At 60.1% G+C, this 14,395-nt stretch carries 11 protein-coding genes and 1 pseudogene; 6 read left to right on the top strand and 6 right to left on the bottom strand.

Going from position 1 to position 14,395, the window contains the following annotated elements; genetic code table 11:
- Window positions 1–18: 18 nt before the first annotated feature.
- Window positions 19–870, top strand: a complete 852-nt coding sequence (locus QMG56_RS15700; protein WP_281823207.1) for a hypothetical protein — start codon at window positions 19–21, stop codon at window positions 868–870.
- A gap of 13 nt (window positions 871–883) precedes the next feature.
- Here the strand turns inward: QMG56_RS15700 and QMG56_RS15695 are convergent, their stop codons facing one another.
- The 6 genes from QMG56_RS15695 to QMG56_RS15670 all read right to left on the bottom strand — a co-directional run bounded on the left by QMG56_RS15695 (window position 884) and on the right by QMG56_RS15670 (window position 9,174).
- Entirely contained in the window at window positions 884–3,091 is a 2,208-nt protein-coding gene (locus tag QMG56_RS15695) for a DPP IV N-terminal domain-containing protein (RefSeq protein ID WP_375713711.1), read from the bottom strand.
- Window positions 3,092–3,540: 449 nt separating this feature from the next.
- A complete protein-coding gene (locus QMG56_RS15690; RefSeq protein ID WP_281823206.1) occupies window positions 3,541–3,969 on the bottom strand; it encodes a heme-binding protein in 429 nt (142 codons plus the stop codon).
- On the bottom strand, window positions 3,966–5,279 hold the full coding sequence (gene glcF / locus QMG56_RS15685) for a glycolate oxidase subunit GlcF (protein ID WP_281823205.1): 1,314 nt from the start codon (window positions 5,277–5,279) through the stop codon (window positions 3,966–3,968). Before glcF ends, QMG56_RS15690 begins: the two co-directional genes overlap by 4 nt.
- Window positions 5,269–6,429, bottom strand: a complete 1,161-nt coding sequence (locus tag QMG56_RS15680) for an FAD-binding protein (RefSeq protein WP_281823204.1) — start codon at window positions 6,427–6,429, stop codon at window positions 5,269–5,271. The genes glcF and QMG56_RS15680 overlap by 11 nt, the downstream gene beginning before the upstream one ends.
- Window positions 6,429–7,922, bottom strand: a complete 1,494-nt coding sequence (locus tag QMG56_RS15675) for an FAD-linked oxidase C-terminal domain-containing protein (RefSeq protein WP_281823203.1) — start codon at window positions 7,920–7,922, stop codon at window positions 6,429–6,431. The genes QMG56_RS15680 and QMG56_RS15675 overlap by 1 nt, the downstream gene beginning before the upstream one ends.
- A gap of 475 nt (window positions 7,923–8,397) precedes the next feature.
- Window positions 8,398–9,174 (bottom strand): IclR family transcriptional regulator, encoded by a 777-nt coding sequence (locus QMG56_RS15670; protein ID WP_281823202.1) that lies wholly within the window; start codon window positions 9,172–9,174, stop codon window positions 8,398–8,400.
- A gap of 85 nt (window positions 9,175–9,259) precedes the next feature.
- On the opposite strand from QMG56_RS15670, the gene QMG56_RS15665 reads away from it, so the two are divergent.
- The 5 genes and pseudogenes from QMG56_RS15665 (at window position 9,260) to QMG56_RS15640 (ending at window position 14,332) form a co-directional block, all read left to right on the top strand.
- Complete coding sequence (locus QMG56_RS15665; RefSeq protein WP_230189753.1) at window positions 9,260–9,424, top strand: hypothetical protein; 165 nt, start codon at window positions 9,260–9,262, stop codon at window positions 9,422–9,424.
- Window positions 9,411–10,322 (top strand): NAD(P)-dependent oxidoreductase, encoded by a 912-nt coding sequence (locus QMG56_RS15660; RefSeq protein WP_281823201.1) that lies wholly within the window; start codon window positions 9,411–9,413, stop codon window positions 10,320–10,322. The genes QMG56_RS15665 and QMG56_RS15660 overlap by 14 nt, the downstream gene beginning before the upstream one ends.
- 162 nt (window positions 10,323–10,484) lie before the next feature.
- Window positions 10,485–11,261 (top strand): SDR family NAD(P)-dependent oxidoreductase, encoded by a 777-nt coding sequence (locus QMG56_RS15655; RefSeq protein WP_281823200.1) that lies wholly within the window; start codon window positions 10,485–10,487, stop codon window positions 11,259–11,261.
- Between the two features lie 85 nt (window positions 11,262–11,346).
- Window positions 11,347–12,117: an SDR family oxidoreductase gene (locus QMG56_RS15650; RefSeq protein ID WP_230189756.1), complete on the top strand. Its 771-nt coding sequence runs from the start codon at window positions 11,347–11,349 to the stop codon at window positions 12,115–12,117.
- Between the two features lie 256 nt (window positions 12,118–12,373).
- Window positions 12,374–14,332 (top strand): annotated as a pseudogene (locus QMG56_RS15640) (acetoacetate--CoA ligase).
- The last annotated feature ends 63 nt before the right edge of the window (window positions 14,333–14,395 follow it).

Genomic DNA, 14,395 nt, shown 5'->3' with positions numbered 1-14,395 from the left:
TAATATGGGGATCGACTTATGCCTCTGCGCGTATTGCAGATGGATCGTGTCAGGTGGAATGAACGGATGATGATGAAAGCGCGGGCGTCCCGCCGCCTGCTGGTATATATCCCAAGCGCAGCGGCCATTGCTCTGACCAGTTGCGCCAAGCCCCCGCCGCCCGTCTATGCGCCACCGCAAGTCATCCCCACGGTCATGCCTTTGCCACCTCTGGGGTCGGCAGAGAATCTCGACCTGCCTCCTATCGATGCGCAAGGTCTCTACATCACGCCGAACCGGAACATGACTGGAGAGCAAGCCTTGTGGCATGTACGGATGGCGCTGAACGTCGCAGCGCTGTCATGCCGGGATGCAGGGGATATCATGGGCGTGAATTACAATAGCATGTTGCGTATTCATGTGCTGCCATTGTCTCGGGCCAATATGACTGCGGATGCGACCTATGTCGTAAAATATGGCGCGGATGCCGTGACGATGCGTGATAAGATATACACCGTCGTTTATAATTATTTCTCGTTGCCACCAGCCCAAAAGGCCTTTTGCCCGGTCGCTCGGGACGTCGTGACTACGATCAACGGGATGGCGCCCGAAGCGCTGATTCCCTATGCGCCTGAAGCGTTGAAGAGACTGGAAAAGCCGTTTCAGGATTTCTGGGCGGCCTATGCCGATTATCTGCGCCGTCTGGAAGAATGGCGCAGGCGCTATGGCGTGCCGTCCGTTCAGATATTGCCATGCCCCGATAATGATCCGATCTGCTCCGGCAGCGGAGGGAAAACCCCGCCACCACCGGGGGCGCCAGCGGGCGCGTATAACATCCCGCCAGCACAAATATTCGCGCCGCCGAAGGCCAACCCGACGTTACCCAAGTAACGCCGGGCCTTCCTCATTTCTTCGCCGGATCATGACGTGCGAGGAAATTGAGGATAGTGTTCCACAAATGCACCGAGACCTTGGGCCCGCCGACACGATGCGTCTGGCCGGGATAGACCATCGTTTCGAACGGCACGGCAGCGCCCTGCATCTTCGCCATCAGCGCCGTCGAATTGTCGAACACCACATTGTCGTCCGACATGCCGTGGATCAGCAGCATAGGATCTTTCAACGCATCGGCTTCTTCCAGAGCGCCCGACGCAGGATAGGCGCTATCCTTCGTGTTGGGATCGCCCAGATAGCGCTCGGTATAATGGGTGTCGTACAAATCCCATTTGGTGACCGGCGCGCCGGAAATGCCCGCCATGAACGTACCGGGCGCCTTCTGCAGCAGCTTTAGCGTCATATAGCCGCCATAGGACCAGCCATAAGTCGCGATCCGCTCCGGATCGACGAAAGGCTGTGCCTTGAGCCATTTGGCCCCGGCAAGCTGATCCTCGACCTCGACCGTTCCCATGGCCTTGTAAATCTGATCCTCGAATGCCTTGCCACGATCGGGCGTGCCGCGATTGTCGACCGCGTAAACGATCCAGCCTTGCTGCACGAGATAGTCGTTCAGCGCCCCGCCCCACTGGTTCGTCACCTGACGCCCCGCACCCGGACCGCCATAATGGATCATGAACACGGGATAGCGCTTCCCCGGTTCCAGCGGCGGCGTCATGATCTTGGTATACAGCGTCGATCCGTCCGCTGCCTTGATTGTTCCGAATACCGTCTTCGCATGGCTCGCCATATAGGGCGCATAGGGATGCGTGGCGTCCAGCGCATTTTCGGACAACCAGCGCAGCCGCGTGCCACCGGCATCGGCCAGATAGATTTGTTTGGGCTGATCGCTGTTGCTGCGGCTGACGATGATGCGCGTTGCGGCGCTGTCCATCACCGCATCGTTCCACCATCCGCTGCTCGTCAACTCGCGCGCAGGCGTCGGCTTTTTCCCGCCACGCAGCGAAGCACTGTAAAACTGATCCTCCAGCGGCGTTTCGCGGTTGCCCGTGAAATAGACGAGTCCCTTGGCCTCATCGACCCCCGCGACCTGTTTCACTTCCCACGGCCCCTCGGTCAGCGCGGTCCATTTCGCACCGTTCACGTGGTACAGATGCCCATGACCGGTCCGCTCCGACCACCACAGAAAACTGCCATCGGCCAGAGCGCGGAAGTTGTTGTGGAGGTTGATCCAGGTCTTCGCGCGTTCGGTCAGGACCACCGTGGACTTGCCCGTGACGGGATCGACCGAAAGAAGGTCGAGCCGCTTCTGATCGCGACTTTCGCGCTGAACATAGAGCGCCTTGCCGTCCTTCGACCAGTTGACGCGCGCCAGATAGACATCGGGATTACTCCCCATGTCGACCTTGATCTGCCCGGAACCATCCGGCTTCATCACATAGAGATCAACCAGCGCATTGGGCGTTCCAGCCTTGGGATAGCGCTGCGCATAGACGCTGGTTCCGTCCGCTCCGATGGCGGCGCGGGTAACGATGCCAACCGGGCTTTCATCGACGCGCGCGACCGCGAGATAGCGGTCACCCGGCGACCACCAATGGCCAGTGGTGCGGTCCATTTCTTCCTGTGCCACGAATTCGGACACGCCCCAGCTTACCGTGTCGGATGCCCCAGTGGTGAGTTGCTTCTCACCCTGCCCGTCCGCGCGCGTCACGAACAGATTGCCGTCGCGCACGAACGAGACATAGCCCCCCGCCGGGCTGACGGTGGGGTTGAGTTCCCCCTGCGGCGTATTGGTGATCCGCGTGATCTTTCCGTCCAGTCCGGCCAGATACAGGTCGCCATCCAACGGGACCATGATATGCTTGCCGTCGGGCGCCCAATCATAGGCCACGATGCCCTTGCTGTCGCCGATCCGCGCACGTTCGCGCTGCATCTTCTCCGCTTCGCTCAGTTCAGCGCCGCTGCCGACCTTCTTCGAATCGACCAGCATCCGCTCCGCCCCGGACGCCGTATCGATCGCCCACAAATCGAAGCGTTCCTTCTCAGCCGCGCGCGGCTTGAGCAGCGTCACGAATTTTCCGTCGGGCGATAGCTTGAGCGCACGTGGCTGCGGCCCTGACAGATCGGGGCTGGCGAACACGCGCTCCAGCGTCAATGGCTTCGAAACGGGTGCCTGCGCGGATGCCGGCATCGCCACACCCAGCGCGCACATCATCATGACGGGCGAAACAACGCCGCCTTTCAACATCGATTGCATGAACATTCCTTCATTCTCTTCTCGCCGCAGCGTTGCCACAGGCTTAGCCCGGCAGTCCGGCCTAAGTCGAGGGGATCGAAGAAGAATGGTGGGCGCGGCAAGGATTGAACTGGGGACGACACCCGAGTGGATGGTGAGAAATGGGATCATCGTGGACCCTTAGCCATGTTGGTCGCGTCTGTGGGGGTCCTCTCAGAAGGTAGCCAGGCCCTTGCGCAGCGGCTGCCCGTTCTGTTTCATGAGCCTCGCTGCCCCCCCGCAAGAAATACGTACGCAAGGAGTGCACGAACCGAACTTCCGCTACCTCCTTGCTGGCCGGTCCATTGTTACTACCGTCGCCCAGTCTTACGCAGCGCTGCTCGCTAACTTTGCGCATCGATTCCCACTGCGTAAGGGGGCGTGGAACTCGCTCAGCCCTGAGCGCGCAATCCGGCTGCTTCGATTCCCGCTATGGCGCAGGCTTCATCCATGTCGGACAGGTCGCCAGAAATCCCTACTGCCCCGATTGCGAGGCCTTCGGCATCGACGACGATAATACCGCCAGCGGCGGGCACAACCCCCGAAGGCGCAATCGGGCCAAGAGAGCTAAGAAAGGAAGCTCGTTCACCGGCCATGTCTCCGATCTTACGGGACGACATCCCGAGGAACAAGGCCCCTGCAGCTTTCCCGACTGCCAGTTGAAAACGACCGGTGGAAGCGCCATCCTGGCGATGATAGGCAATAACGTGGCCACCAGCATCCAGCACAACCACGCCGAGCGGCTTCAGCTTGAGCTCTTGTGCCTTGGCAAAAGCGGCGGTGATGACGGTCGTTGCCTGTTGGAGTGTGATACGGCTCATGCGTCTGTTCCTTTTGATGCGAGATGATGAAGTGTTGGCGGTACAGGGCCCCCGGTCGCCCAATCGAGCAACTCGACGGTATGTACGACCGGGGTGTGGGTGCGCTGGCCGATCTGCATCGCGCACCCAATGTTACCGGCAGCAATGACCTGTGCTTCGAGCCGGTCAATATTTGCGACCTTGCGATCGCCCAGTTGATCCGCGATTTCAGACTGCAGGATATTATAAGTCCCCGCCGAACCACAGCACAAATGGGCTTCTGCCGGTGTCAGAACGGCATAGCCCGCCTGCGTCAGAAGGCGCTTTGGTGCGTCTGTCACCTTTTGCCCATGCTGGAGCGAACAGGCCGCGTGATAGGCCACGCTCAGCCCGGTCGGGCGCGTTGCCGGCAGCCCCACTTCGTCCAGAAACTCGCTGACATCGCGGGCGAGCGTTGCGACCCGATCCGCCTTGGCTGCATAGACCGGATCATCGCGCAGCATGAAGCCATAATCCTTGATCGTCGTGCCGCAGCCGGATGTCGTGATGATGATTGCTGCCAACCCGCCGTTCTCGATCTCCCGCGTCCAGGCATCAACATTACGCCGGGCGGCTTCGAGGGCGGCTTCCTCGCGGCCCATATGATGTACCAATGCGCCACAGCAGCCTTCACCCGCCGCGAAGATCACGTCGTACCCACAGCGATTGATGAGGCGCACCGCAGCCGCGCGAAATTCCGGGCGCAGCGCTGGTTCGGCACAGCCCTGGAGGATTGCCACCCGGCCTTTGCTCTGGGAGGCGGGTGACGCCACAGTGGGCGCCTTGGCCTCAAGCGACCGTGGTGCGAGGTTGAGCATCGCGATGAGCGGGCGAAAGGCTCTGAATTGCCGGAGGACGGGCGTGAATGGTCGCGCCAGTGGCGCCAGCCGCAGGGCCAGTCGAAAGCGGTCGGGATGCGGCAGGATGGACGCCAGCAGCGCGCGATAGAAACGCTGAACCAGGGGCCGCCGATAGTGCTCCTCGATATAGGCGCGCGCGTGATCGACCAGGTGCATGTAGTGAACCCCCGAGGGGCAGGTCGTCATGCAGGACAGGCAGGACAGGCAGCGGTCGATATGCTTGACGACCTTTTCCGTCGGCACCCGCTCATTTTCGAGCATGTCCTTCATCAGGTAGATGCGCCCGCGCGGCGAATCCAGTTCATCGCCAAGGAGCGTGTAGGTCGGACAGGTCGCCGTGCAAAATCCGCAATGAACACATTTGCGGATGACCGACTCCGACGATTGCATGGCTGGATCGGCCAGCGTTTCGGGCGCGAAATTAGTCTGCATCGGTCGTCTCCTCACCCAGAAATCGTCCGGTCTCGAACAGACTGTCGGGATCGAAGGCGCGGCGTACTCGCGCCTCCAGCGCGGCAACGCCTGACGGGCGCGGATGATGTGCAGATAGTGTCGACCGCATCTCCAATGGCGCCCGGATCAGCATGGCGTGGCCTCCCGCTGCCTGGGCGATGGCACGAACAGGCGCCGCATCGCTGTCAACGGCAGCCCAAATCCGTCCCCCGCCCCAATCCAGCGACCAGCGGGCACCGTGCGGTGCGAGCTGTTCGATAATTTCAGGCGTCCGACCCGGAGGAACATGGAGACACCACAGCACCTCACCGCGAAGCGAAACGCCCGTGCCCGCATCCCGCCACAGGGCATCGGCCACTGTCGGATCAATGCGCTCCATCGCGCCATGATCGCCGAGCAATTGCGGCAACATCGCGCAGCGCGCCTCGACCGAGGGTTCAAAGCCTGTCACGCGAAACAGCGTGGTACCATCGGGATGACGCGCGGCGGCTGATACCTCCGCATGACTGCCAAGAGCGCTGGCCATGGCAGAGCAGGATGCGCGGCAATCCAGCCCCTCTATCGCAAGTGTGGCGGACACGCGCGGCCTCGGCAGAACTTTCACCGTCAGTTCTGTTATCGCGCCCAGCCGACCCCAGCTCCCCGCAAAAAGCTTCGACAGGTCGAAACCGGTCACGTTCTTCACGACCTTGCCACCCGCGACGAAAGTTTCAGCGCGCCCGGAAACGGCCGTGAAACCAAGCAGATGATCGCGTGCGCTGCCGGCCGTTATCCGCCCTGATCCGGCCACACCAGAGGCAATCACACCGCCGATGGTCGCCGCGCCTGACGCTTCTCCGAATATCGGACCATGATCGAACGGCTCGAATGCCAGCATCTGCCGTTCGGAGGCGACCAGCGCCTCGATCTCTGCCAGCGGGGTTCCGGCGCGCACGGTGAGGACCAGCTCGGCCGGATCATAATCGACCACGCCAGTGATTGCCGCGAGACTGATAACGCGTACGTCGCGAGGCGCGCCAATCAGCGCTTTGGTGCCGCCGCCACGAATTTCGACGCGAACGCCATCGCGTTTGGCGTCGGCGAGCGCATCGCACACATCCTGTGCGGATTGAGGCTTGATATCAGACATCAGAAGCGCGGGATGTCAGGAAAGCGCAGTTGTCCGCCATGCACATGGACGCGGCCCAGTTCGGCGCAACGGTGCAGTCGGGGGAAGACCTTGCCCGGATTAAGCAGCAACAGCGGATCGAAAGCGCATTTCAGGCGCTGCTGCTGGTTGAGGTCGGTTTCGCTGAACATTTCTGGCATCAAATCCCGCTTTTCCACACCCACGCCATGTTCGCCGGTCAACACTCCGCCCACTTCGACGCAAAGGCGCAATATGTCGTTGCCAAATTCTTCCGCCTTGTCGAGCTGCCCGGGCTGGTTGGCGTCGTACAGGATCAGCGGGTGGAGGTTGCCATCGCCTGCATGGAACACGTTGGCGACCCCAAGGCCGTAATGAGTCGAGAGCTCTTCCATCCGCCGCAACACATCGGGCAGGCGACGGCGCGGGATCGTGCCGTCCATGCAATAATAGTCAGGCGCAAGGCGTCCGACCGCCGGGAATGCAGCCTTGCGTCCGGCCCAAAAGGCGAGCCGCTCCTGTTCATTGTTGGACACGCGCCGGGTGACTGCGCCATTCTCGGCCGCTATGCGATCGATCTCCTCGATCAGATGATCGCATTCGGCGGCAGGGCCGTCCAGTTCCACAATCAGCAACGCGCCAACGTCCAGCGGATAACCGACCTTAACGAATGCCTCCGCGGCGTGAATGGCCGGCTTGTCCATCATCTCCATGCCCGCCGGGATGATGCCCTCTGCAATCACCTGGGCGACGCAGGCACCCGCCCGCTCCGCGTCGGGGAAACCCAGCAGGATGGCGCGCGCGGTCTGCGGCTTGGGCAGAATGCGCACGGTGACTTCGGTCACGACACCTAAAAGCCCCTCAGACCCGACAACCACCCCCAGTAGGTCAAGCCCGGCTGGATCGAGATGCCGGCCGCCTAGCCGGACAATCTCGCCGTCCATGAGCACCAGTTCCACGCCAAGCACGTTGTTGGTGGTAAGGCCGTATTTAAGGCAATGCACACCGCCTGAATTCTCAGCCACATTACCACCGATCGAACAGGCGATCTGGCTCGATGGGTCCGGCGCGTAGTAAAAGCCCCTGCCTTCTACCGCCTGCGTGATCGCAAGGTTTGTCACTCCCGGTTGGACGATGGCAATTCGTTCGTCATAGTCAATCTCTATAACTTTCTTGAATTTCCCCATACCGAGCAGAACCGCGTCAGCCAGCGGCAAGGCGCCGCCCGACAACGACGTGCCAGACCCCCGCGGCACAACCTTTACGCCTTCGGAATGACACCAGCGCAGCACGGCAGAAACTTGCTCTACCGTGTCGGGCAGAACGACCAGCATCGGGGGCTGGCGGTAGGCCGTGAGCCCATCGGATTCATAGGGGCGCAACGCATCGATTTCATCGATCACACCGTCACCCGGCACGATGGCGCGCATCGCAGCAATGATTGCTTCCCGCTTTTGAAGGGTAGCAATATCTGGAACAGGCATGGTGATCGACATCAGGCGTCTCCACCGCCGCTGAATGAGCGATGCCAAAGTTGGCAGCCCTCGAGCAAAGGGACGCGCGCCGGGTTCTCCCGCTCTACGGCCATGATGTTGCCACTCTCCCTAGCCATCGGGGAACGAGGCAAGTTGCCTTCCCAAAATCTCGCCTCTAAATTCATCTTCAGCCTTGTGATAGATATATAATTGAATGTTTTTCGCTCGTTAGCGGCCGTGCTATCGGCCATGCGAACGGCGTCGGGTCCAAGCTTTCCCGCATGCCAAACCAGATCTGGACGATACTGGCTCATCGATGGCGATCCGTCATGGAATCAGGATGTCGGCGCTGTTGTTTGCGACCGACCATCCGCATTCCGAGCGAACTTTCCCGTCCGATCAGGTTATTCATATCTTCGCTGCATTTGCCCGGTCGCATTCGACGCCCATGTGGTGGGATGAGATAGTTGACCAGAATAACATTGCCATTCACCCACTAATTAATCGGACGGGCTGGGAATTCCATTCCCGCAAGCGTATATTCGATCTCCGCAGCGGTCTCGTGCAAAAGCTCCAGCACGTCTGCCCTATCTTTTGCGGTCAACCGATTGCTTCGTGAAACCGAAACCGCCGCCTGAATTTGACCGACAGCCGAGCGCACGGGGACCGCGAGGCAGAACAACCGCTCAGCGGCTTCACCATTATCGACCGCATACCCATCGCCACGTACCTTTGCCAATTCCTCACGCAGGTGCTGTGGTCCGACGATGGTTCGCTCGGTTAGTGGCACGAACGGCCCATTGGAGAGGTACGCATCAAGCTCACGCTCAGACAATTCCGCTAGCAAAACCTTGCCTATCGCGGTGCAATAGGCCTCCATCTGCATGCCCACCTTGGTGAACAGTCTGCCGGCACCCTGCCCGGTTTTTATCCTGTAGGTGACCATCTCATTATCAAGCGTGCCAAGCTGAACGATCGCGCCGACCCGGGCAGCCAGACGGTGCAGCGCAGGACCTGCCACGTTGGCGATCATTTGCTTTTCATCGACTCTGCCCAGCAGGCGCAGCAGACGGTGACCGGCAGTGTGCTGGCCATTGGCTGACCGCACCAGATAGCCCTCAGCAACCAGCGTCGCGACTTGGCGATAGGCTGTCGACAGTGGAATACCCAGATCACGGGCGATCTCGGTCAGGCCGCGCTGGTCAGCAACAACCTCATCAAGCAGGGCGAGGCTACGCCTGACTACGGCGATCTGTGGCGTTCCCTTTCTCATACGATAAGAAAATAGCAGCCAGCGACACTGGTGCCAAGCAGTGCCGATCTATAACATGGATGCAGCAATGAGGAGGACACGCTCCATGACCTGCGTTACCCGAGACGCGATCGCGCTTGAGGTCGATACTACCGTGCTGATGGCTACCAACAGTGCCCTTACAGCGCACAACGGCTTGCTCAGCCACACCAGAGACAAGAACGGCACATCAGGCTGGTACTGGTTGAAGCGCGGCCATGACGGGAAATAACTATACCCCAAAAGTGGGCTTCATAGGTCTGGGCGACATCGGCGCTTCGATGGCGATGCGCCTGCACGAAACAGGCCACGAAGTGGCGGTGTGGAACCGCACTACTGCCCGCACACACCCCTTTGCAGCGCAAGGTTTCCCCGTCCCGCATTCTGCATCCGAACTCGCGACCATGTGCGATATCGTATGCCTGTGCCTTTCTTCGGCCGAGGCAGTGGCGGACGTCGTTTTCGGGCCAGATGGAATAGCCAGCGCAAGCGCTGCGCCACGGATCATTGTCGATCATTCCACCATTTCGCCCAAGGACACCCAGGCCCTTGCGCATCGCCTGTACACGCAGACAGGCACAACTTGGCTTGACGCGCCGGTTTCCGGGGGACCACCAGGCGCCCGGGCAGGCACTCTTGCAATAATGGTCGGGGGACGCCGCGAAGATTTTGAAACAGCCGCGCCTATCCTGGAAAGCCTCGCAAAGCGGCTGACCCATGTAGGTGACCTGGGGATGGGGCAACTCGCCAAGGCCAGTAACCAGATCATCGGCTTCATCACCACCGCAGCTATCGCGGAAGCATTTGCGTTTGCGGAAGCGGCTGGACTGTCCGCCAAGACGCTCTCAGAGGCTCTGACCGGAGGTTTTGCGGATTCCACCGTGCTGGGCGAATACAGGCGTGCGTCCGCTGCTGAGGAAATGGGCGGACTGAAAGGTCTGATCGAAGCCTATATGGAGCTGTCTCGCGGCTATATACGCCCGGATTATGCCGGCAAGATTGACATCCTCCATAAGGATATCGGTATCGCCGGAGCCATCGCCCAAGCCAATGGAACGCCGATCCCGCTGCTCCATCAGGTCGAAACATTGGGGCGCCTGCTACATTATCAGCGGGGCGCTAAAGCATAAGCCGATACAAGCCATTCGTTGCATTTAGACAGGAGACCATTACCGTCTAAAACGAATGGACTAAAGCAATTCAGGAGAGTTTGTGATGATGCGGTACAGTATGATCGACCGATCTAATGGGCCACGCGCCGCTACGCAGTCTCACGCGCGGGTGTCCGGCTAATGGTTGGCCTGGACTTGGGCCTGACCGGAATGCCCGCGATCGTGACCGGCGGCGGGGCTGGCATCGGGCGCGCAACAGCTCTTTTACTTGGTGAAGTCGGTGCCTCAGTCGCCGTCGTTGATCGGGACGGCGATGCGGCGCGTGCCACTGCAGAGGACATCATCAAGCACGGAGGAAATGCCATTGGCCTGACCTGCGATGTCGGTTGCGAGCAGGATGTCATCAAGGCCGCCGCCGACGCCGAAGCGGCTCTAGGCGTGATCCGTATTCTGGTGAATAATGCCGGTATTGGCGAATGGCGCGGCATCCTCGACATTCCGCTGGAAGACTGGAAGAATGTCGTGGACATCAACCTGACTGCCGTATTCCACTTCACGCAGGTCGTCACGCGGCGGATGGTGGATGCCGGCGTCAGCGGCGCGATCGTCAGTGTGGCGTCTGTTGCCGGCCTGACGGGCATAATGAACCGCAGTTCCTATGTCGCGTCGAAGCACGGGGTTGTCGGGCTGACTAAAACACTCGCGCTGGAGCTCGCACCTTATAATATTCGCGTGAATGCCGTCGCGCCCGGCATCGTCTCTACCAATCTGACCTCGAAGCTACTCGGCAATGCTGTCGGCGCTGCTCATTCGGCTGCCGTCCATCCATTGGGGCGGGTTGCCCAGCCAAACGAGATCGCAGACGCAATTGTCTACCTCGTTTCGCAGCGGGCCAGCTTCGTGACGGGTTCGGTCGTCAACGTGGACGGTGGATTTTTGGCAGGCCGGGAAGCCTGATTGGATCGCACGACGCGACCCACGGCAATACCGCAGCAATTCAGAAGGTAACATAGCGATGCATGATCAACAGTTTTCAGGAAAAATGGCGTTTGTCACGGGAGCATCCAGCGGCATCGGTCGAGCGATTGCCGAAGAACTCGGCGCTCGCGGGATGCAGGTTGTTGTCGCGGACATCGATTTTGTAGGGGCGGAACGCGTCGCTGCAGGCATCGAGGGAGCCTCTGCGATCAAACTAGACGTTCGCGACGAAGCAGGCTGGGTTGCTGCGCTGGACCTTGCAGAGGCACGCCACGGGCCGCTCGCCGTGCTGGTCAGCAATGCTGGCGTTATGGGCAGCACGACTCCTTTCACCGAAACGCCATTATACGCTTGGGAATGGTCCCGCTCCGTTAGCCTTGATGGCGCGTTCTATGGCCTTACCCATGGCGCACGTCGCATCCTCGCAGCGGGTACGCCGGGACACATCATTGCCACCTCCTCCATGTCGATCTTCTCGCCGACCGCGCGAACGGGCGTCTATGCCGCCATGAAGGCCGGGGTCGCGGTCCTCTGCGAAGCGCTGCGTGATGAAATGTCTGACCGCCCCATCGGTGTTTCCGTTCTTGTGCCTGGGGCAGTGAGAACGAATATCCTTGAATCCAATGCCAGCCGCTCGCCAGACGGTCGCCCAGTCGGAGAAAATCTGGACGAACTTACCGAAATGCTTCGGAACGGGCTGGACCCGGCCCAAGTGGCCAAACAGGTCGCGGATGCTCTCGGCACCGATAAATTCTGGCTCTTTACCCATCCGGAACTGGAACATCGCATCGACACCCTATTTGCCGAGATGAAAGCTGCGCTTCACGGAAACTGACCTGATCTATTCAGTCGGCACGGTGTACGAAGGCCGAGAAGAGTCGAGGTAGTTGCAGGTGCCAATACTAAAATTGTAGCGATACCCGAATGGTAAAACCCGCAAAATACGGGGCCGGTATTGTCCAATTGGGAGAAGGAGTTTGGTTGATCAGCCGCCACATCGGGACAGGATCGACCCTGCTGGCACAGTAGCGGCAGGATCACCGATTTCTGCGCCCAGAGGAAGGATACTGTGGCGGCCCTCCCCGGAGGATATGGAACGCTCCAACATAACCGCGCTTATGCGGTGGTTGACCGACAAGCGCAGCCTGTCCTTCAGCAACTATGCCGAGCTTTGGGAATGGTCAATCCGCGACCCGGCGCAATTCTGGGGTGCGCTTTGGGACTATTTCGGCATCGAAGCTAGCGCAGCCTATAAAGCAGTCCTGCACGGCGATGCGATACGAGACGCGAGATGGTTTCCCGGCGCGCGGTTGAACTTTGCGCAACATCTGCTGCGGCATGAAGCCCGCCGCGCAGATCAGACGGCGCTCATCTGCCATGCCGAAGATGGCAGCCGATCCGACTGGAGTTGGTCGAAACTGGGTTCAACCGTACGGCAAGTCGCAACCGGATTGCGGGCCATGGGAATTCAGCCCGGTGACCGGGTCGTTGGGTATGTGCCCAACATCGCATAGGCTGCCGTCGCCATGCTTGCTGCCACGGCGATCGGCGCGGTCTGGTCCAGCTGCAGCCCTGAATTCGGGGCGGCTGCCGCCATTGACCGGTTTGGCCAGATCGAACCGAAAGCGCTCCTGGCTGTTTCGCAATATCGCTATGCGGGCAAGGACCATGACAGACGTGCAACGCTGAACGAAATCATCGGTGCATTACCGTCCCTCGAACACGTCATAGTAATCTCGGACAATACTGATCGGCTTGCCTCAGAACATTGCGACGCATCTACTTGGACATCTCTCACCGCGACACCTGCTCCTGCGTCTGAAGCGTTTCGGTTCGAAGCTGTGCCAGCGGATCATCCGCTCTGGATCGTCTACACATCGGGAACCTCGGGTCCACCCAAAGCCATCGTGCACAGCCATATCGGTGCACTGCTAGGCACGATGAAGGATCTCAGCTTCCATATAGAAGTATCTGACCAATCAGTACTATTCTTCTACAGTACTACCAGCTGGATCGTCTGGAACCTCATGCTAGGCGGCCTGAGCCTAGGCGCACCTGTTGTGATCTACGACGGCAGCCCGTTCCATCCTGATATCGACAGGCTTTGGGCGATTGCGGAACAATCGGGCGCGACTGTATTCGGCACCAGCCCCGGCTTCATTTCAAGGATGATGGACAAGGACTACGTTCCCGTTGCCCATCATGCGCTCACGCGGCTCGAAGTGGTTGTTCTGGCAGGGGCCGTGGCGGAGGAGGCTGTCTGTAGTTGGCTGGTGACAGCGCTTCCGTCGAGCACGAGAATCGTTTCGCAAGCGGGGTCAACCGAGATTTGCGGTGGTTATGCGGGCGGCGTGCGATTGCTGCCGACCCGCGCCGGGGAACTCTCCGCTCGCATGCTCGGGATGAATGTGGAAGCATTCGACGCAAGCATGAAACCAGTGAGGGAGCACCCCGCCGAACTCGTCATCTGCTCTCCTTTCCCCAATGCCCCGCTATACCTGTGGAACGACCCAAACGGCGTGCGGCTTGCTGAAACCTATCTTTCCGAGGTGCCCGGCAAGTGGAGGCAAGGGGATATCATTACCATCTTCGAGGACGGCGGATGCCGGGTTTCCGGTCGCTCGGATGCCACTATCAAGAGGCATGGCGTACGGATCGGTAGCAACGAAATCTATCGAGCACTCATCGGCGAAAGCCTGGTCACCGATGCGATTGCCGTTTGCCCCTCGGCAGGCCACTTTCGCGCCCAGCTGCTGCTATTCGTCCGACTTGCGGGAGGGCGTACGCTGGATGACGAATTGCGCACTCACATCGCAGATTTGGTCGCGCACAAGCTTAGCCCGCGCCACGTGCCGGACCTGATCCTTGAAGCGCTTGCCGTGCCGTACACCGCGACGGGTAAGCGACTGGAAGTTCCCCTCCGCCAGATGCTTGAAGCCCACATTGAAACGGGTCAATTCGCTTCGGCGCTGCAACACGATCCCGATACGGCCGCTTGGTACATAGCATTTGCTCGCGAGCATTCGAGCAAACAAGAAGAACGCGCTTGATCACAAGGCGAGGGACCGCGCGAAGCTAGCAGGCTCCCGCCTAGCTTCCCTGAAGTCGGCGCT

Source organism: Sphingobium sp. BS19 (genome assembly GCF_027925545.1).
Classification (GTDB): Bacteria; Pseudomonadota; Alphaproteobacteria; order Sphingomonadales; family Sphingomonadaceae; genus Sphingobium.
The sequence above is the reverse complement of the archived record's forward strand: the minus strand, read 5'-3'. Positions and strand labels throughout refer to the sequence as shown.